This window comes from Kineococcus sp. GCM10028916 (assembly GCF_042674865.1).
GTDB lineage: Bacteria > Actinomycetota > Actinomycetes > Actinomycetales > Kineococcaceae > Kineococcus.
In genome coordinates, this window is sequence record NZ_JBHTFM010000021.1 from 319,946 (window position 1) to 337,713 (window position 17,768).

At 69.5% G+C, this 17,768-nt stretch carries 13 protein-coding genes; 9 read left to right on the plus strand and 4 right to left on the minus strand.

The annotated features are described in order from the left end of the window. Positions 1-550: 550 nt before the first annotated feature. Both ACFQ46_RS23385 and ACFQ46_RS23390 read left to right on the plus strand, forming a co-directional pair. Positions 551-949, plus strand: a complete 399-nt coding sequence (locus tag ACFQ46_RS23385; RefSeq protein ID WP_380262573.1) for a hypothetical protein — start codon at positions 551-553, stop codon at positions 947-949. 189 nt (positions 950-1,138) lie between these two features. Beyond that, positions 1,139-1,681, plus strand: a complete 543-nt coding sequence (locus ACFQ46_RS23390) for a hypothetical protein (protein WP_380262575.1) — start codon at positions 1,139-1,141, stop codon at positions 1,679-1,681. A gap of 315 nt (positions 1,682-1,996) precedes the next feature. On the opposite strand, the gene ACFQ46_RS23395 is transcribed toward ACFQ46_RS23390, so the two are convergent. Continuing rightward, the gene (locus tag ACFQ46_RS23395; RefSeq protein ID WP_380262577.1) at positions 1,997-2,929 is read right to left on the minus strand and encodes a helix-turn-helix transcriptional regulator; all 933 of its coding nucleotides are present in this window, start codon (positions 2,927-2,929) and stop codon (positions 1,997-1,999) included. 115 nt (positions 2,930-3,044) lie between these two features. Here ACFQ46_RS23395 and ACFQ46_RS23400 point away from each other — a divergent pair, with 115 nt between their 5' ends. Beyond that, positions 3,045-4,178 carry an SDR family oxidoreductase gene (locus ACFQ46_RS23400; protein WP_380262579.1) on the plus strand — a complete coding sequence of 378 codons (1,134 nt, stop codon included), beginning with the start codon at positions 3,045-3,047 and terminating at the stop codon, positions 4,176-4,178. Positions 4,179-4,455: 277 nt separating this feature from the next. Further along, the gene (locus ACFQ46_RS23405) at positions 4,456-5,400 is read left to right on the plus strand and encodes a phosphotriesterase (protein ID WP_380262581.1); all 945 of its coding nucleotides are present in this window, start codon (positions 4,456-4,458) and stop codon (positions 5,398-5,400) included. 810 nt (positions 5,401-6,210) lie between these two features. Here the strand turns inward: ACFQ46_RS23405 and ACFQ46_RS23410 are convergent. After that, positions 6,211-8,439 (minus strand): hypothetical protein, encoded by a 2,229-nt coding sequence (locus ACFQ46_RS23410; RefSeq protein WP_380262583.1) that lies wholly within the window; start codon positions 8,437-8,439, stop codon positions 6,211-6,213. Positions 8,440-9,414: 975 nt separating this feature from the next. On the opposite strand from ACFQ46_RS23410, the gene ACFQ46_RS23415 reads away from it, so the two are divergent. The 3 genes from ACFQ46_RS23415 (at position 9,415) to ACFQ46_RS23425 (ending at position 11,684) form a co-directional block, all read left to right on the plus strand. Next, positions 9,415-9,987, plus strand: a complete 573-nt coding sequence (locus ACFQ46_RS23415; RefSeq protein ID WP_380262585.1) for a hypothetical protein — start codon at positions 9,415-9,417, stop codon at positions 9,985-9,987. Positions 9,988-10,135: 148 nt separating this feature from the next. Then, on the plus strand, positions 10,136-10,258 hold the full coding sequence (locus ACFQ46_RS23420; RefSeq protein WP_380262587.1) for a BTAD domain-containing putative transcriptional regulator: 123 nt from the start codon (positions 10,136-10,138) through the stop codon (positions 10,256-10,258). A 460-nt stretch (positions 10,259-10,718) separates the two neighbouring features. Then, positions 10,719-11,684: a phosphotriesterase gene (locus ACFQ46_RS23425; RefSeq protein WP_380262589.1), complete on the plus strand. Its 966-nt coding sequence runs from the start codon at positions 10,719-10,721 to the stop codon at positions 11,682-11,684. A 187-nt stretch (positions 11,685-11,871) separates the two neighbouring features. On the opposite strand, the gene ACFQ46_RS23430 is transcribed toward ACFQ46_RS23425, so the two are convergent. Next, positions 11,872-12,876 carry an AraC family transcriptional regulator gene (locus ACFQ46_RS23430; RefSeq protein ID WP_380262591.1) on the minus strand — a complete coding sequence of 335 codons (1,005 nt, stop codon included), beginning with the start codon at positions 12,874-12,876 and terminating at the stop codon, positions 11,872-11,874. Positions 12,877-13,189: 313 nt separating this feature from the next. Between ACFQ46_RS23430 and ACFQ46_RS23435 the strand changes: the two genes are divergently transcribed. After that, a complete protein-coding gene (locus tag ACFQ46_RS23435; protein ID WP_380262593.1) occupies positions 13,190-13,987 on the plus strand; it encodes an SDR family NAD(P)-dependent oxidoreductase in 798 nt (265 codons plus the stop codon). A gap of 129 nt (positions 13,988-14,116) precedes the next feature. Continuing rightward, positions 14,117-14,641 carry a cupin domain-containing protein gene (locus ACFQ46_RS23440; RefSeq protein ID WP_380262595.1) on the plus strand — a complete coding sequence of 175 codons (525 nt, stop codon included), beginning with the start codon at positions 14,117-14,119 and terminating at the stop codon, positions 14,639-14,641. A 492-nt stretch (positions 14,642-15,133) separates the two neighbouring features. On the opposite strand, the gene ACFQ46_RS23445 is transcribed toward ACFQ46_RS23440, so the two are convergent. Then, entirely contained in the window at positions 15,134-17,593 is a 2,460-nt protein-coding gene (locus ACFQ46_RS23445; protein WP_380262597.1) for an EAL domain-containing protein, read from the minus strand. Positions 17,594-17,768 lie beyond the last annotated feature (175 nt).

Sequence of the window (17,768 nt, forward strand, 5' to 3'; positions counted from 1 at the left end):
TCGCCTGTTCGGGGGGTGCTGCGACCGAGTGCGCCCACCGATGAGCGGTGTCGTGGCCTGACGTGGCGGCGTGGCCGAGGTCACGCACCTGTCCGGCCGCTCGAGAGTGCTGATCTCTCGTTCTGCCCCCCATCAGGGGGGCCTGTAGTTACCGTGGGTGAGTGCCGGAACTGTGCGTGTCCGACCTGGCGTTCACCCACGTCGGTTCCCACCTCATCGTCGACTGCCCCACCGAGCGGGGGCCTCAGCCCTACGCAGGCGTCCTCTTCGACGTCGTGCACCGCGCGGGTGGTCCGTCCTGGTTGTCCTTCCGCGTCAACGGAACGCCGGTCGTCCTGGTGGTCGAGGACCCCTCGACCACGACCGTGTCCGTGGAGGAGGTCAAGCCTCCCGTCGGTCCGGCGGGTGTTCCTCGTCAGATCGGGTATGACAGCGAGCCACTGAGGCAACACACACGGTGATGTGACATGGTCGGGTCGTGTCCCGTTCTCCCTCGTCCCACTCCACGTTCTGCGGCCAGACACTCCAGACGAAAGGGCGGGTACGCGAGATGCGCAACCACCCGACCGCTCGGAGCGGCGTCGAGCTGGAACCCGACACCCTGGGTCCTGACCACGCCACGCGCGACTCCCGCATTCCCGACGACGGGGTACCCGCCCACCTGGTCGGCTCCCAGCGCACCGGTGCCTCGGGCACCTTCGAGCAGGTGGGAGGACAACGAGCACTGCTCAGAGCGTGGTGGGAGCAGGTGGACCAGGCCACCCGCGCACGGCTGCTGACTCTGGGTGAGGGGGACTTCCTCCCCGGTGACCTCGCGTTGGACGCGCAGATGGCGGGAGTCTCGGTGATCGCCGTGGGCACCGTCCTCGTGGACGGCGGCTACGAAGCCCTCTACGAGCAGCCCGACGTCTTGACGGACCTGCTGGGGCACGAACGTGAGCAGGGGTAGAGCGACGTCCCGCGAGGCCGAGGTGGCCCTGACCCCACCCGTCTGCGCCCGCGGGGGTACGCAGCGACCAGGACACCGGCGAACCCGTGGCGACCTCCTCACCGGTCAGCACGGATCTGCTGCATGATCAGGTGACGGCCACGTCACGCAGGTCGTCCACGGTCGCTCGGGTCGTCGAGGAGGTGCGACATGGATCGCTTCGAGCTCGACGTCGACGCCCCGCAGCTTCCCGCTGACTTCACCGCCGCTGGTACGTCGTCGACGCTACCGCCTCGTCCACCGGGGCTGCTGGGTGAGCTGCAGGAGATCGTTCTCGGCGTCTTCGCGGACTCCGACGACCTCCTTCCCCTCGACGCGGTCCGGCAGGAGGTGTGGCGGCGACTGCCGGACGACGTGCGCACCTCCTGGCTGGTGCTGGTGATCGGCGGCAACATCAGTGCCACCCTGGCGCACCTCAGCGACGCGGGTCACCTGATCAGACACCGCAGGGGCTGGAGCAGCAGGTGGTACCAGCTGCGCGTGGACGAGGCCCCACCTGCGCCGGCGTCGTCAGGTCCCCACGACGGCCTCCCCGCCAGCGGCACGGCGCAGCCGGGCGGGACCCCCAGGACCCCCAGGACCCGCGCGCCCGGCAAGACCCGAAGAACCGGCGAGCCGAACCGCTCGAGCCCGACCCCGCAGAACGGTCACCCTCCGCTGGCCGACGGGTGGGAGCAGGACCCACTCCTCTGACCTGACCGGCCCCACCCCGCGCACTGCTGACGAACCGGTACGAGCCCCACTGCCTGTGCCGCAGGTGGAGCTGAGCAGCGAGCGGCAGTGCCGACCGCACGCCCCACCTGACCCGTGCCCCGGCGTGGTTCCACGCAGTGGTGCCCTGGTGCTGACGACCAGGCTCCCCGTGGCCGACGACCACGCCTGCACGGCGCTCGCCGCCGGTGTTCGTCGTCGAGCCCGTGGGCTGGGGATGTGATGAACACCCGTCGGACGTCGCGGGACGACCGGTGGATCCTGCCGGTCGGCGTCGGGCGGCGCGACCGCCCACCGTCAGCGACGGAGCTCTCTCTCGAGCAAGGTCACAGCAGCCTGGTCGCTGGAACCAGGTGCGGCGTACAGGGTGAGGAGTCGATGTCCGGTTCCGTCCCCGACGGTGAGGACGGTGTACTGCAGGTCGACGTCGCCGACCGTGGGGTGGTGCAACAGCTTCGTCCCGGTGGTGCAGTTGTGGACCCGGTGCGTGGACCAGGCGCGAGCGAACTCGGTGCTGGCGATGCTGAGGTGCCCGACGAGTTCGGCCAGTGCCCGGTCGTCGGGGAACTGGCCGGCGATCCAGCGCAAGGAGGCGACCGCGCGGCGGGCTTCGGCGGCCCAGTCACGGTAGAGCTCGCGGGTGTGGGCGTCGCAGAACAGCATCGAGATCAGGTTCGGTCGGTCAGCGGTGCGTTCGGGAGCCGAGGGGTCGAGGTGTCCGGCCAGCAGTGCGTGCCCCAGAGGGTTCCAGGCCAGGACGTCGTTGCGGACGTCGAGGACCAGTACCCCCGCACCGGTGACCGCGTGGGCGAGTTGCCGGGTGCCGGCCCGGACGTGCTCGACCTTCGCGGGGGTGCGACGGTCACGTGGGCGCGGCTGGGCGAGGTGGCGCAGGTGCGTCCGCTCGTCGGCGTCGAGTCGCAGTGCGTCGGCCAACGCCTCCTGGACCTGCTTGGAGGCGTGGGCGCTCAGTCCCTGCTCCAGGCGTGCGTAGTAGGTGGGGCTGACGCCGGCGAGCTGGGCCAGTTCTTCCCTGCGCAGTCCCGGTACGCGCCGCGCACCGTAGGAGACCAGGCCGACCTGGGTGGGGGTCAGGCGGGCCCGCATCGTGCGGAGGAAGGGGCCCAGTTCCCCGGTCCGGTCGACGTCGCGACCCCGGCCGGCCACGGTGGGGGCGTCGGTCGGGACGTTCGGCGTGCCCTGGGCGGTGGTGGGTCGCGGGTCGGGCACCGCTCCAGTGTGGCCGAGGCGCCGGGAGGTTGCCTGTCCCTGTCAGTGCTCGCCTGAGCCTGACCAGGCTGACGGGGGTGTGGCCGGTCGGAGGCGATCGACTGAAGCTGGCGCCATGGAGCAGAACGAGACCGCCGCCCGTGCCCGCACCGAGACCACGGCGGGGACCACCACGTCCGGCCACCGAGGCACCGCGTTGGTCGTCGGGGCTCACGGCGTCATCGGCGCCGAGCTGGTCCGCCACCTCCGCCGGCGCGGCGACTTCGACGTCCTCGGCCTCTCCCGCCGAGGCGGGGTCGACGAACCAGGACGACCGGGGGAGGCGCCGCTGCGGCACGTGGCCGTCGACCTGATCGACGCCGACGCGACGAGGCAGGCGCTGGTGCGGGTACCGGAGGTGACCCACGTGTTCTACGCGGCTTTCCAGGAACGTTCGACGTGGGCGCAGCTGGTCGAGCCGAACCTCGCGATGCTGCGCAACGTCGTCACCGCCGTCGACACCTCCGCGGCCGGCCTGGAACACGTGAGCCTGATGCAGGGGTACAAGGTGTACGGCGCGCACCTGGGCCCGTTCCAGACCCCGGCCCGCGAGGACGACCCCGGGCACCTGCCCCCGGAGTTCAACGTCGCCCAGCAGGACTTCCTGCGGACGCTGCAGCGCCAGCGATCGTGGACGTGGTCGGCGATGCGCCCGTCGGTGGTCTGCGGAACCGCGCTGGGCAATCCGATGAACCTCGTCCTGGTCCTGGCGGTGTACGCGGTCCTGTGCAAGGAACTCGGGGTGCCGTTCCGGTTCCCCGGGAGACCTGGGGCCTACGACACGCTGCTGGAGGTCACCGACGCCGGCCTGCTGGCGCGGGCCACGGTGTGGGCGGCCACCGATCCCGCGGGGGCCAACCAGGCGTTCAACATCACCAACGGGGACCTGTTCCGGTGGAACCGGATGTGGCCGGTGCTGGCGGAGATCTTCGAGGTTCCGGTGGCGGCACCGTTGCCGATGTCCCTGGTGGACGTGATGGCGGACAAGGAACAGGTGTGGGAGGACGTCAAGGCCAGGCACGGACTGGCCGACGTGCCGTTCTCGGCGGTGTCCAGCTGGGGTTTCGGCGACGGGGTCTTCTCGTGGGACTACGACTTCCTGTCCGACGGTTCGAAAGCTCGCCGGGCCGGTTTCCACGACCACGTCGAGACCGAGGAGATGTTCCGCGGTCTGGTGCGCCGACTCCGGGACGAGAGGATCATCCCCTGAGCACTGCCCGACCGCCGCTGCGGAGAAGACGCAGCTCCCTGTCGGACGCAGCGACAGTGCCTGGGGCACTGGGCAGGCGCCGGCACCTGCTGGGCCTGGGCTCGTCCCGCACCGGCTCGGTGAGCCTGACCGTCGAGCTGGACGGCGCGGCTCGTGACGTGCGATGTCGCGCCTGTGCGGGGGCCGTTTGTTCCCGCAGTGTGGCCGCAGCGACTCGGCGGCACTCCTAGGATGTCGAGCCGTGGACCAGGGTCCACCCACCGCACCGGGAGACGACATGGCAGAGTCCTTTGACACCGCCGCACGGGAACCTCGCCTGCACACGACGCTGGGCCCCCTCGGCGCCCAGGACGTGGGCCTGATCCTGCCGCACGAGCACCTGTTCGTCGACTTCCGCCCCGCCGACTCCCCGGGTTTCGCCCAGGCCGATCCGGCGGAGTTCGCCTCGGTCGTGGAACCGCTGCTGGCCAGGGCGGCCGCGGCCGGGGTCACCGCGCTCGTCGAGTGCACGCCTCCCGGCCTCGGTCGCCGCGTCGACCTCGTCCTCGACGTGAGCCGGCGCACGGGCGTGCCCGTGGTGGTCGCGACCGGGGTCTATCGAGAACCGTGGGTGCCGGAGTGGGTGTACGACGCGAGCGACGACGAGCTCGAGGCGTGGATGCACCGTGAGCTGACCGAGGGCGTCGACGACTCCGGTGTCCTCGCCGGGTTCATCAAGATCTCGGCGGCCGAGGACGGCATCCGAGCGGTCGAGGAACGTGTCGTGCGGGCCGCTGCCCGGGCCGCGGCCCGCACCGGCGCGCTCGTCGGTTCCCACACCACGAACGGGGTGGTCGTGCTGGGGCAGATCGACCTCGCCGTGGCCGAGGGTTTGGCGCCGGAGCGCTTCCTCTCGATCCACACCCAGACCATCACCGACCCCGGTGTGCGGCAGGCGATCGTCGACCGCGGTGCGTGGATCGAGTTCGACGACGTCGGGCAGGGCGACGACGCGCGGACGCTGGGGCTGGTGCTCGACAGCCTGGAGGCGGGGCAGGCTGGTCGTGTCCTGCTGTCTCACGACGCGGGGTGGTTCGACCCGGCCCTGGCGGGCGGTGGGACGCCTCGACCGTTCACGGACCTGACCGGCTCGTTCCTGCCGGCGTTGCGGGCGGCGGGTGTCGCGGCGGAGGTCGTGGACGACCTGTGCGTCCGCAACCCGTTCCGCGCCTTCGCGCGGTAGTCACCGCAGCTCCCTCGTGGTCGTCGGTCGGTCCGGTGACGGGTTCTCCCGCGCGCTTCCCAGCTGGGGCCTCCTGGACGAGGACCACGATCTGACCCACGCGACAGGGCTGACCGCGCCGGCTCGCTGACTGGCCGTGCATCAGCACGACTCTCCGTTCGTGCAGCGGCGAGCGTCTGCAGGACGTCCAGTCGGTGTCGACCGGCAAGGCAGGGACGGCTGAACGAGGGTGCTGGGTCTGCTGTGCTGATCGGTGGCGCAGCTGTCGCCGATCGGTGCAGCAGACCCTTCTCCGATCGCACGCGGGGCCACGACCCGTCGGCTTCCGTCGACGGGTCGAACCCGCTGCCTGGAGGCTGGTGTCGGTGGTGCGTCGTAGGCTCCGCGGTGTGATCCGACGATGAGCAAGCTCGACGCCCAGCGGGCGATGCGCGAAGCCAACTACGCCCGCAACCGCGGCCCCCGCGCAGCAGCTGGCGGGGAAACGGCAGCGGCTCCAGCTGCCCGTGCGGCACAGCCGGCTGGCACCGCGGCAGCCGCTCCGGTGGCACCCACGGATGATCGGTGCGGGCACAGGTCCATGAATGGCCGGGCATGTTCCCGTGAGGCGGCGCACCCCGAGAAGAGCCACCGCTACAGCTGACGGCTACCCGTGGATCGATGGATCCAGAGCTTGACCCGGTTTCCCGGACAGGTTGATCCTGACCTTCTCCATCCCTCCCAGTTCATCAACGCTGCAGGCCCGGCCGCCCTACGGGGGAAACCGGGCCCTCAACGGTGGTGAGCTGGATCAGGCAGCGCCGTGAGTTCTCAGCGCCAGGCGAGGCTGGTGGCGCGCCCGTCCCAGGTGAGGGTCCCGCCCTGGTAGTCCTGCTTGATCAAGCTGCCGCTGCGGTACTCCTGGCTGATGGGATATCCCAGGCGGCCACCTTCCCAGCCTTGAGCGGCGTAGAAGCCGCGGAAGGCTCCGGTGACGGTGTGCCCTCCGCTTGCGAGGGACCAGTAGATGCTTCCGCCCTGGTAGCGCTGGCCGAAGCCGCCGCCACGCAGGGGACCGAACTCATCCGACGTCGGAAAGCCGAGCGGGCCGTTCTCCCAGCCGCTCGCACCCCAGGTGTCGCGGATCGCGCCGAACACCGGGTGTGCACCTGAAGTAGGGTGCCAGTAGATGGAGCCGCCTTGGAAGGCGGTGAACGCTCCTGTGCGCAGACCCACCTCGGAGATGACCGGGAAGCCGAGACGGCCGCCTTCCCAGCCGAACGCGCCGTACTTGTCGAAGATGGCGCCGCGGATGAATTGTGCTCCCGTGGCCGGGCTCCAGTAACCGATACCGCCCTGGAAGCGTTGGATGACCCCGCCCCTGACAGGCATCTCCCCACTCGTCGGGTAGCCGAGGTAGGAGGTCTCCCAGCCCATGCTGGCGTACTTGTCGCGGAAGCTGCCCTTGATGATCTGTGCGCCACTGGAAGGCGACCAATAGATGGAGCCGCCCTGGAAGTGCTGGCCCGACCCACCGTTCCTGAGCCCGAACTGGTTGCTGACCGGCTGGCCGAGGGGACCGGTTTGTGCTCCGGAGTTCAGGTAGGCCCCGGCGATGACACCCGCGACCTCGAAGTTGACGCCCGGGCCAGTCCCGGTGCCCGGTGTGGGGACAGGGGTGGCGACGGTGATCGGCGCGGGAGCGGCCCCGTAGACGATCTTCACTTGAGCGGTGTCGCCCTGGGCGGAAAGAACCTGGAAGTGCAGGTCTGCGCCCACGGTGGACCAGGTCTTGCCGGGTGCAACGACCATGTCGTCGTCGGCGTACTGCGTCGGGGTCGGATCGAAGACCACCGTTTGGCGACTGCGGTAACCCGCGGCGCCCCACGGGGTTGCGCGCAGCACTCGCACACCAGTGGTTGTGGACCTGCCTGCAACCAGGGCGTCGTCACCGGACGCGCTGCGGTACTCCAGGTAGTACGCCGTGGCTCCATCGACGACCTTGATCGACTTCGGTGCGTCGCCGGTGTCGACACCCAGACCGCGGATGGTCACCGTCTGAGGCGTCGTGATCTCGCGCTGCTGCTGAGGGAAGAGGCCGAGCTGGTCGCGGTGCACCACGTTGAGATTGCCCATACCCGATGTGCTGCCGGAGTAACCCATCACGTCATAGGTGTCACCGTAGGGGTCGAAACGAGCCCCCGCTTCGATACCGGTGTCGCTGAATGTGACGTCGCTACGTCCTGAGCTGGCTGGGGCGGAGACGCTTCCCGCGTGGTCGAGCCCAAGGTTGTGGCCCAACTCGTGAGCGACGACGGATTGATCTGTGCCGGTCACGAACGCGAGCCCACCACTGAACGCGTCGCCTACTGTGCCGAGGCCGTAAGAGCACGATCCCGCGGCGGGCGCGACGATGAGCAGGTGCTCCGTGCCGTTGATGTAGTCGGCCTGCGACTGGCCGATGACGTTGAGTTCTTCCTGCCACAGTGCGGAGACGTCCTCGCAGGCCGTGGCGCTCGTGCGCCAGTCCAGCGCCTTCCTGAGGGTGAAGTTGACCTGTCCACCGCTCTGACGGTTCCAGTACGCTGAGGCGCGCGCCAGCATGGGCGCGACGTCAGCGACGGTCATCTTGGTCGGCGTCGTCCCCGCCGGAGCAACGAGCGCGACCGTCACTGGGTGCTCCACACTGCCCACGGATTTCAGCGTCCGCTGCGACTGCACCGCATCAACGCTGAGGATGCGCACCGCGTCGGTGTCCACGCCATCTACGGCGCCGGCGGCGGTGACGGTGAGGGTCACGGTGGCGCCCGGGCGCAAGGATGCGACGAGATCGCCGGTGAGACGCACGAAGGTGTCGCCGCTGCTGAGGTAGACCGGATCGGTCGTGGCGTCGTCTTCGTCCTGCACGCGCGTGATGGCGCCGGTGAGGGTCTTGTGCTTCCCGGCACGAACGAGGCTCTGCGGGGCGCGGGCGCCGAACGCAGTGTCTGCTCCTGTGGCCGCGACCGGGGCGCTGCCCTGGATCGGGCCCGGTACTGCCACAGATGGCTGCGCTGCCACGAGGGGGACGCCTGCGACGAGTGCGGCGCTCAGGGCGATCGATAGGCGCCACCGGCGAGGTAGACGTGCGGCAGTGGCGCGGAAGGTCATGGTGATGGTTCGCCATGCGGTGCACGGTGATTGAGCCCGCGCTGTGCCAGGCGGGTGATGTCTGCGGTGGGCTTCACCCGCCTGGCGCACGCGCACTTTGCTGTGCGTAACGCCGTCTGGTGTCTTGCTGTACCCAACGCCGTCTCCGCGTCCGCTAGTTGTGCTGAGCACACAGGTGCAACACGCCGAGAATTACCCGGTCCATGACGCGAGGAAGACCTCCGAGTGAGGTGCGGAGCTGTCTGACGGCATCCGCACCGAGCACCCAAAAGTCTTCATGCCCCACTACAACGCCACCCTGACCCCTGTCGGACGTCTGAACCAACCCGCGCCATCGTCGAAGGTGGTTGACCCATCCGCGCTGCAGAGCGCTTCCAAGTGTGCTGACCCACCGCCAAACGCTGGCCGAGCGTTACCGCCAGCACGGTCCCTCGGTCATGAATGACCGATCTCTACGCCGCACCGCAGTCCGGAACAGAAGGGTCTGCCCGCAGATCGCGTGCAGGCACAGCAGGCATCCTCCCGCTCGGGCCCGACATCTCGCTCCCGGCCCTCCTTGCCACGACGCTCGCGGGCTGCCCAGCACAGCTGGACACGTTGCCTGGGGTGGACGGCTGGGGTGGACGGCTGGGTTGGACGGCTGGGTTGGACGGCTGGGTTGGACGGCTGGGTTGGACGGCTGGGTTGGACGGCTGGGTTGGACGGCTGGGTTGGACGGCTGGGTTGGACGGCTGTTTCCGGCTGGGGTGGGTCGTCCTGGCTTCGTGCGTCGGTGGGACCCGCTCCAAGAACAGGACAACCGCCAGCAGTGGCGGATCGCTGCGGCGGGGCCTCCTGCCCCTCGACCGTCGACGTCACCGGCTTCGAGGACTACCCCGCTTCTACGTGAAGCTGCGTCGTGGGCGGGTCCTGGACTCCGCAGCTTCCTGCGAGGAGGTCGTGCGCTCAGCGCGCGGGGGCTGGGCAGCGGGGACGACGGTGACGGCGACCCATCTGGCTCCCGATCCGATCCAGTTGCACATCATCGCCCAGCCGGCCGCGGCCGGCCAGGACCTGACCTGCGGTTCGATCAAACTGCCCGTCAAGACTTCCACCGCCACCCATCACTTCAGCGTCCTGCGCCGAGCTGGGGTGCTGCACCAGTACTACACCCGGAAATCCCGCATGAACGTGCTGCGCCGTGCGGACATGGAGGCCGCCTTCCCCGGCTTCTTGACCTCCGTCATCGCTGCGACTGCAGGCATCCTCGCGCACTGGTTCTCCAGTTCCAGCGCGGGCATCGGGCCGTTGCTGGGTAGTTGTACGAGCGGATGGTTTCGCTACGGACCTGGCTCTGGAGAGGGGAGGTCAGTCCGGCCTTCCCACCGGGATCCGAAGAGCCCCCTCAGTATGCCGCCCATGGCGTTCCGCAAGGGCCGAGTGGGTGCGTCCTCGGCGGCGCAAAGGGTCGCTACCTGAGTGCGCGGCGCGAGCGCCTGGAACTGGCGGCTTCATGCGTCGAAGAACGTTTGGTTTTCGAGGACTGATGGAGACGGGCCGAAATCGCCGCAGAACTCGTGACCATGCTGGTGGAGGATCCGTGGCGTGAGCAGCGACGGAACTCCTCGTGCTTGCCCTGTACCGTGCGAGCCGGCGCCGCGAGGCGCTCGCGGCCTACGGCGAAGCTCACGAGTTCATCGACCGTGAACTCGGCGTCGCATCCGGGCTCGAGCAGCGCAGATCGACCTAGCTGATCCTCCCTCATCGATCCCACGCTGCTCGGCGACCGCCGCTGACTGAAGGCAGCGTCCGGTTTCGTCCCAGCTCCCACCGGGCGCCTGTTGGTGGTTCACGGAGAACTCCCCGACCGGTTGACGGAACCTCTTCGCCGCAGCTGCGGCGGCTGTGGAGGGACTGAGGGCGCTGGTCAGCAGTGCGATCAGCGTACTGGCGATCCAGGGGCTTCCGCCGAGTGTGAGAACGGTTGTGACGGAGAGCCGCGGGCCGACCTGCGCGACGTCGCGAGGACCGCGGACGCGTCCGCCCTGGGATCCGCGGCACGGGCGCCCTGCGCTCACTGAACAGATCAGTGCGTTCGGTGGCAAGCCAGGGGGTCGCGTTCCGGAGACGCTCGATGTGCCCGGAGATCAGCCGGGCGGATCGCCCTTGCGGGGTGGGCACCCGTCGAGCAGTGAGTGGAGATCGAAACGATGACTGAGGTAGCGACCGTCCGGGGATCGGTTCCCGCCGGGGACCTGGGGACCGTGCTCATGCACGAGCACGTCTTCGTCGTCACCGAGGAGCTCCGGCAGAGCCTCCCCGAGACCTGGGACGAGGAGCAGCGCATCGCCGACGCGATCGAGCGGCTCCGGGCCCTGGCCGCGTCCGGGGTGGACACCTTGGTCGACGCCACGGCGATCGGATTGGGCCGCAACGTGGCCCGGGTGGCGCGGGTGAACGCCGAGGTGGATCTGAACATCGTCGTCGCCACCGGGCTGTACACGATGAGCGACGTGCCCCTCTCTTACCAGCACCAAGGCCCCGGGACGCTGCTCGGCGGGCCTGATCCAATGGTGGACCTGTTCGTCAGGGAGATCACCGAGGGGATCGCGGACACCGGCATCAAGGCCGCGTTCCTCAAGTGCGCGATCGGAACGCACCTGACCCCCGGCGTCGAACGTGTCCTCGTCGCCGTGGCCGAGGCGCACAAGCGCACCGGGGCACCCATCACCGTTCACACGGACCCGATCGCCGGTTCGGGCCTCATCGCGCAGGAGGTGCTGCGCCGAGAAGGCGTGGACCTCGGCGCTGTCGTGCTCGGGCACAGTGGGGACTCCACCGACCTCGACCAGCTGCGCCGGCTCATCGACAACGGGTCCTACCTCGGCATGGACCACTTCGGTCTGGAGATCCCGATCAGCAACGACCAGCGGGTGGCGACGGTGGCGACTCTCGTGCAGGAGGGGTTGGCCGAGCGCATCGTGCTGTCGCAGGACGCGTCGTGCCACAGCGACTGGTTCCCGCCGGGTGTCCGCGAGATGATCGCCCCGGACTGGCACCACACCTACCTGACCGAGAGCGGCATCCCCGCGCTCCGCCAGGCGGGGGTGTCCGACGCGCAGCTGCAGACGATGCTCGTCGACAACCCACGTCGCTACTTCACCGGCGAGCGCTGACGGGGACCACCCGTTCTGCCTGATCCTCCACGTCGCCTCGAGCAGGTTCGCGGTTCAGGCTGGTGTCAGCGATCACGCCGAGGACGGGCCCAGGCCCGAGCTGCCGGTCGCGCGTTGGGTTGGACCGCGACAGGCGGCGGAGGACCGCGAGGATCCCCCTGCTCCCCGGGGTGTTCGGGTCGAGGGACTAGGTGGGAGCGAGCAGGGCGTGGTGCGCCCGCTGGGGGCCGACGACACCCGTCGACTGCGCCGCCGCGAGCGGGGTCGCGGCGTCTTGGCGCAGCGCGGTCGGGGTGGTGCCGAACTCGGCGCGGAAGGACGTCGCGAACGAGGAGTGGGTCGAGAAGCCGCACGCGGAGGCGATGTCGGCGACGGTGACGTCGGACCACTGCGGGTTCCGAAGGCGGGCTCGCGCCAGTTCCAGGCGCTGGGTCCGGATGAGGTCCCGGCACGTGGTGCCCTCTGCCTGCAGCACGCCTTGGACGTGGCGCGGTGACCAGCCGAGCGCCCCGGCGATGCGGTGGACGTCGAGGTCGTGTTCGTGGGCGTGGGCGCGCACGAAGCTGCGCACGGACTCGGCCACGGACTCGCGGTGGCGTTCTGGTGCTGTGTCCGCCCCCGCCCCGGCGAGGGCTGCGAGGTCGAGCAGGCCGTCGCACGAGGCGTCGAAGGTCTCCTGGTGCAGCTCGGACCGCTCGTGGTGCAGGGAGACGGCCAGCTGCCGCACCACGGCGCCCAGGCCCCTGGTGGTGTCGATGAGGGTGGTCCGGGTGCTGAGGCGGCGTTCGCGGGAGGAGACCTCGGAGTGCGGGAGGATGAGCGAGATGGAGTCGAAGCCGGCGCCGTGGCGCAGGCGCAGCGGCCGATCCAGGTCGCACAGCGCCGCGGCACCTGCGGCGAGCTGCGCCGTCTCCCCGCCGGTGCTGACGAGGGCCTGCCCGCGCAGGGGGATGAACAGTTCGAACGTGCCCCGGGGGTCGCTCCGCACGTGCCGGGGACCGCGAGCGACGCTGTGCTCGGCGCCGCCGCACCGGGCCAGGCGGTAGCGCTCGGACGCCTGCCAGACGAGGATCGGCGCGCTGGCGGGGTCGGCGTCCGTGGCCAGGACGTCGTGGGCGCCGTGCAGGGCCTGGAACGCCTCCGTCCACTCAACACCGCCGCCGTTCGCGGCCAGCTCCTCGACGTCGTACACGCCCTTCACCTTACGCACGGACGGGGACTGCCAGGAAGTCTTCGCTCCTGGTGAACCACCACGGCCCGGACATCGGCCTGAACGGAGCTCGGCGTGGGTCGAGCTGCAGGTGAGGGCGCCACGGGTGGTGAGCGTAGGACCGTGGCGCGGTGTCCCGGTTTCTACGACCGATCGTGCGCCGCAGCGCAAGGAGCCTTCGCTGACGGGCAAGACCGCGGGCTTTCCGATCGGCAGAGTTCGTGACGCAGCAAGACGCGGATGCCGCTCCGGTCGTTGAGGGCGGACTGAACAGGAACAGGAACAGGAGCAGAACATGGAGCAACGCGTGATCTACAAGGGTCGTACGGCACTCATCACCGGAGCGTCGTCTGGCATCGGGGCTGCGTTCGCCGCAGAACTCGCGGCGCGCGGGTGCGACGTGGTGCTGGTGGCCCGCCGCGAGGCGCGCCTGAAGGACCTGGCCGCGGACCTGGAACGCACGCACGGGGTGCAGGCCCACGTCGTGGTGGCCGACCTCAGCCGGTCCGACGCCCCCGGGGCTGTCCACGCGGCTACCCGTGACCTTGGTGTCCACGTGGACGTCCTGGTGAACAATGCCGGTTTCGGGGGTTACGGTCCCTTCTCGGGTGCGGACGCCGGGAGAGATCAGGACATGGTGATGGTGAATGTGGCCGCGCCCGTCGCGCTGACGCACCGGTTCCTGCCGGCGATGGTGAGCCGGGGCGACGGGATCGTCATCAACGTCTCTTCCGCGGCGGCTTTCCAGCCTTTGCCGTACCAGGTCGTCTACGCCGCATCGAAGGCGTTCCTGCAGAGTTTCAGCGAAGGGTTGTGGGCTGAGAACCAGCACACGGGTGTCCGGGTCGTCGCCTGCGCCCCGGCGGCCACCGACACCGAGTACTTCGAGGTCGTGGGCAACGATCGGGAGGCGCGCTTCGGCGCCATGCGCCCGGCGTCGGGTGTGGTCACCGCGACCCTTGACGCCCTCGACCGCGGAGCGGTTCACACCGTGATCGGGCTGCGGTGGAAGCTGACGGCCCTACTGCCGCGACTGCTGTCGCGGGCCGCGATGGCCCGGATGACCGAGCGGATGACCCGCCCGCAGGGGTGATCTGCCAGTGGGGCCGATGGCGCCACCTGCCTGCGGTGGCGTACGAGGTCTGGTCGAACCAGTGATGCGGTCGTCGCCGCGTCCTTCCAAGCTTGAGTCAGCCAGCAACCGGAGAACCGAGGAGAAACAATGACCCAGCCAGAGATCCAGCACCTTCGACCCGCGTACAGCGACCCCGACGTCCAGAGGGCTGTGTGGTTCCTGGGCGCGCTTGTCACGACCCAGCTGGACAGCGCCGAGACCAGCGACTGCCTCGCGGTCCTGGAGCACCGCGGGCGCAACGGCTACAACAGCCCCCTGCACCGGCACCTCCACGACGACGAGACGTTCCTCGTCCTCGACGGCAGCGTCGAGCTCGTGGCCGACGGCGAGGAGTACACCGCTCAGGCGGGTTCCACGATCTTCCTGCCCAAGCACACCGTCCACGGGTTCGTCGTGGCGAGTGCGGCCGCGCGGTTCCTGACGCTGCACAACCCCGGGGGTTTCGACCGCTTCACCAACCAGGTGGGAGTTCCCACCCTCGTGGACGCTACCCGCAGCGACCTGACGCCCCCGCCGGAGGTGGTTGCTCCGACACCGGAGGAACTCACCCGGATCGCCGCCGGGTACGGCATCGAGATCCTCGGCCCACCGCCAGTGCAGCGCACCCGCTGACGGACGGTCGACCATGGAGTCAGGGGACGAGGGCGGTACCAGGTGTCCGGCTTGAGCGTCGTGGTAGATGAGTAGCTCATGTGTTGTTGCTTCCCGTGCCCCGGCAGGCTTTGCCGATCTGGCTGCAGGTCTACAACCATCACCGCCACCATGCTGCGCCTGGAGGTCTACCGTCTGTCTCACGCGTCTTCAACTTCAATGGCCAGAACAACTCAGGGCTCTGCCGACTTGGGGTTTGGTCTGTTCGAAGCGTCAGGAGCTTGACCCGGTTCCCGGACAGCTTCGATCACAACCCACTTCTCCGGAGTCGCTGAGCTTGACCCGCTTCGCTGGACACCATGATCGTGCTGTTCGGAGATGCGGGTCGAGCTCCGACGTCAGCGGACATGCCTCCACTCACCGGGTGCGTCGTCACACCACTCTGGCGGACTCGAACGGTTGCTGTCGACGAGCGGGTCCGAGTCACAGCTCGCGTGGTGAGGAGGTCGGTGATCAACCGGTCTGGCCTGCTCGTGCGTGCTTCAGTGAACACATCCGGGTGTCGGCGAGGTGCAGAAGGTCGCGGAAGTCGTCGACGCCCTCTTCGGGGAAGGTGCTGACGCCGATGCTCACCGTGATCTGCAGCCTGTCCCCGTCGATGTCGTAGGGCGCGTCGATGGCCTCGCGGAGGTCCGCGGCGACACGGTCGGCCTCCACGCGGGCGTCCTGACGGCTCAAGCCGATCAGGGAGACGAGGAACTCATCACCGCCCAGGCGGGCAACCAGGTCCTTGCGTCGCAACCTGCTCTTCAGTCGCTGGGCCACCTGGATGAGCAGGTGGTCTCCGGCGGCGTGTCCGAGCCGGTCGTTGACCGCTTTGAAACCGTCGAGGTCCATGAACAGCAACGCCAGGGACGTGTCGCCGGCAGCGGCTTCCCACAGTTCGACCTCGACGCGTTCGGTGAACCGGCGCCGGTCGATCAGCCCCGTGAGGGAGTCGGTGAAGGCCAGTTCCTCGATGCGGGCCAGGTAGCTCTGCGCGCGGTCGCGTTCCTGGACGAGAGCGCGTTCTGCGCTGACCTGCGCGGTGACGTCGTTCTGCACACCGATGTACTGCACGAGCCTGCCGTCCTGATCGAGGACGGGGGCCATGTAGATCTCGTTCCACCACTCGACGCGGTCGGGGCCGCGGTAGTTCAAGAGCGTCTCGCGGACCTCGCGTCGTTGCGCGATGGCGGTGCGCAGGCGAGCGATGGCGTGGTGGTCGGTGTCGGTCCCCTGCAGGAACCGGCAGTTGCGACCCAGGAGTTCCTCAGACCGGTACCCGGACAGTTGTTCGAAGGCGCGGTTGACGTACACCAGCGGCTGGTCCGGCTGACGCATGTCGGCGATGGTGATGCCGCTGGTGGAGGCGGCCAGTGCGCGCTGCAGCAGCGACTCGACTCCTGTTCCTGCCGCTCCTGTTCCCACCGCTCCTGTTCCTGCCGCTCCTGTTCCTGCCGCTCCTGTTCCTGCCGCTCCTGTTCCTGCCGCTCCTGTTCCTGCCGCTCCTGTTCCTGCCGCTCCTGTTCCTGCCGCTCCTGTTCCTGCCGCTCCTGTTCCCACCGCTCCTGTTCCCACCGCTCCTGTTCCCACCGTGGCAGACGCCGCAGCGGTGGGGTGGACGGAGCGGGACGAGGGAGGCGTGAGTTCCTCGGCGCCGCTGGGTGACGTCACCGCCGGCACCGGGGTCGCCGATGGTTCCAGTGCCGGGGCCACCCGGGACAGCAAGCTCTTGGCCGCCGCGGTGACGGTAGGTCGCTGGTAGGTGAGGGCGTACTCGAACATCCTGTCCATGTCCGGGCCGTCGTCACCGAGGTCTCGGGCCAGCAACGCGGCACTGAAGTGCGGGCTGACGACGACGACGTCCCACTCCCCGCGGATCGGGTCGTCCGGGGCCAGGGTGGCGCCGCGAACCCCTGGGACGGGTTCCAGGGACAGGTCTTCGCCCAGCGCGCACACGAACCCGGTGCGCGCCACGAGGTCGCGGTAGCGCAACGCCGTGGCGGGGGTGAAGTGGCGGGCTTCCTGGAACGTGGCCGCGATCACGCAGGTCTCACCCAACCGCATGGCCTGACGCTCCAGCTGCTTGCTCAGCTCCACGAGCAGTCGCTTGGGAGAGCGACGCAGCGCGACGTCAGCGGGTAGGCAGTCGAAGGGCGAGGGGGGCACCTCGAGGGCGCCGGCCGCCGCGATCGGCAGGCTCAGGTGCCCGACGGGGAACGCGGCGGCGGGGCCGGGGGCGGGTTTGGCGAAGAGCCAACCCTGTCCCAGGTGGGCGCCGAGGGCGCGCGCGACGGTGAGGTGCTGGGGGGTCTCGATCCCCTCGGCCAGGACGCGGGCACCGGTGCGCTCGGCGTAGTCGTTGACCGCGTTCATGATCTCGGCGATGGCGGGGGAGGCGCGCCGTTGGACGAGGGACAGGTCGAGCTTGACCACGTCCGGGCGCAGCAGGGGCATGAAGGCGAGCGAGGCGGCCTCGGCGCCCACGTCGTCCAGGGCGATGCCCCAGCCCAGCGTGCGTACCCGGTCGACGGTGCGCAGCAGCTCGGCGGGGCGTGCCGCCAACGCCCGTTCGGTGATCTCCAGGACGATCCGCAGCCGTCCGGGGACGTCGTCAGCCAGGGCCAGGAGGTCGTCCAGCGGAGCGTCGTCCAGCACTTCGGGTTCGACGTTGACGAACACGGTCAGCGGGTCGAAGAGGCCGTGCTCGACGGCTCCGCGGAAGGCCGCGGCTCGACACGCCTGATCGAGCTCGGCCAGCAGACCTGCTCGGCGGGAGGCGCTGAACAAGGCGTCTGGCGTGGCGAGTGGTCCTCGCGGTCCTCGGGCCAAGGCTTCGTAGGCGACGACGGCCCCGCTGTCGAGGTCGATGATCGGTTGGAACACGCTGTGCACAGCCCGGCGATCGATGACGTGCTCGATGGTGTCCACGGCTGCTCCTCGCGCGATCTGGTGCGCTGCCGTTTCAACGCGTGGTGCTCATCGTTTCATCGGCTGATCGCGGGTGGAGGTGAGCACCTGGTCCCGCAGGTCCAGTGACCCGGTCCCGTCCGCGCCAGGCCGATGCCTCGACCGCCACGAGCGACGCGGGCGCGGTGGGGAGGCG

Coding starts and splice junctions, on each gene's coding strand:
- ACFQ46_RS23405 (WP_380262581.1), top strand. CDS start 4,456: ATGGCAGAGTCCTTTGACACCGCCGCACGGGAACCTCGCCTGCACACG.
- ACFQ46_RS23440 (WP_380262595.1), top strand. CDS start 14,117: ATGACCCAGCCAGAGATCCAGCACCTTCGACCCGCGTACAGCGACCCC.
- ACFQ46_RS23400 (WP_380262579.1), top strand. CDS start 3,045: ATGGAGCAGAACGAGACCGCCGCCCGTGCCCGCACCGAGACCACGGCG.
- ACFQ46_RS23390 (WP_380262575.1), top strand. CDS start 1,139: ATGGATCGCTTCGAGCTCGACGTCGACGCCCCGCAGCTTCCCGCTGAC.
- ACFQ46_RS23385 (WP_380262573.1), top strand. CDS start 551: ATGCGCAACCACCCGACCGCTCGGAGCGGCGTCGAGCTGGAACCCGAC.
- ACFQ46_RS23425 (WP_380262589.1), top strand. CDS start 10,719: ATGACTGAGGTAGCGACCGTCCGGGGATCGGTTCCCGCCGGGGACCTG.
- ACFQ46_RS23435 (WP_380262593.1), top strand. CDS start 13,190: ATGGAGCAACGCGTGATCTACAAGGGTCGTACGGCACTCATCACCGGA.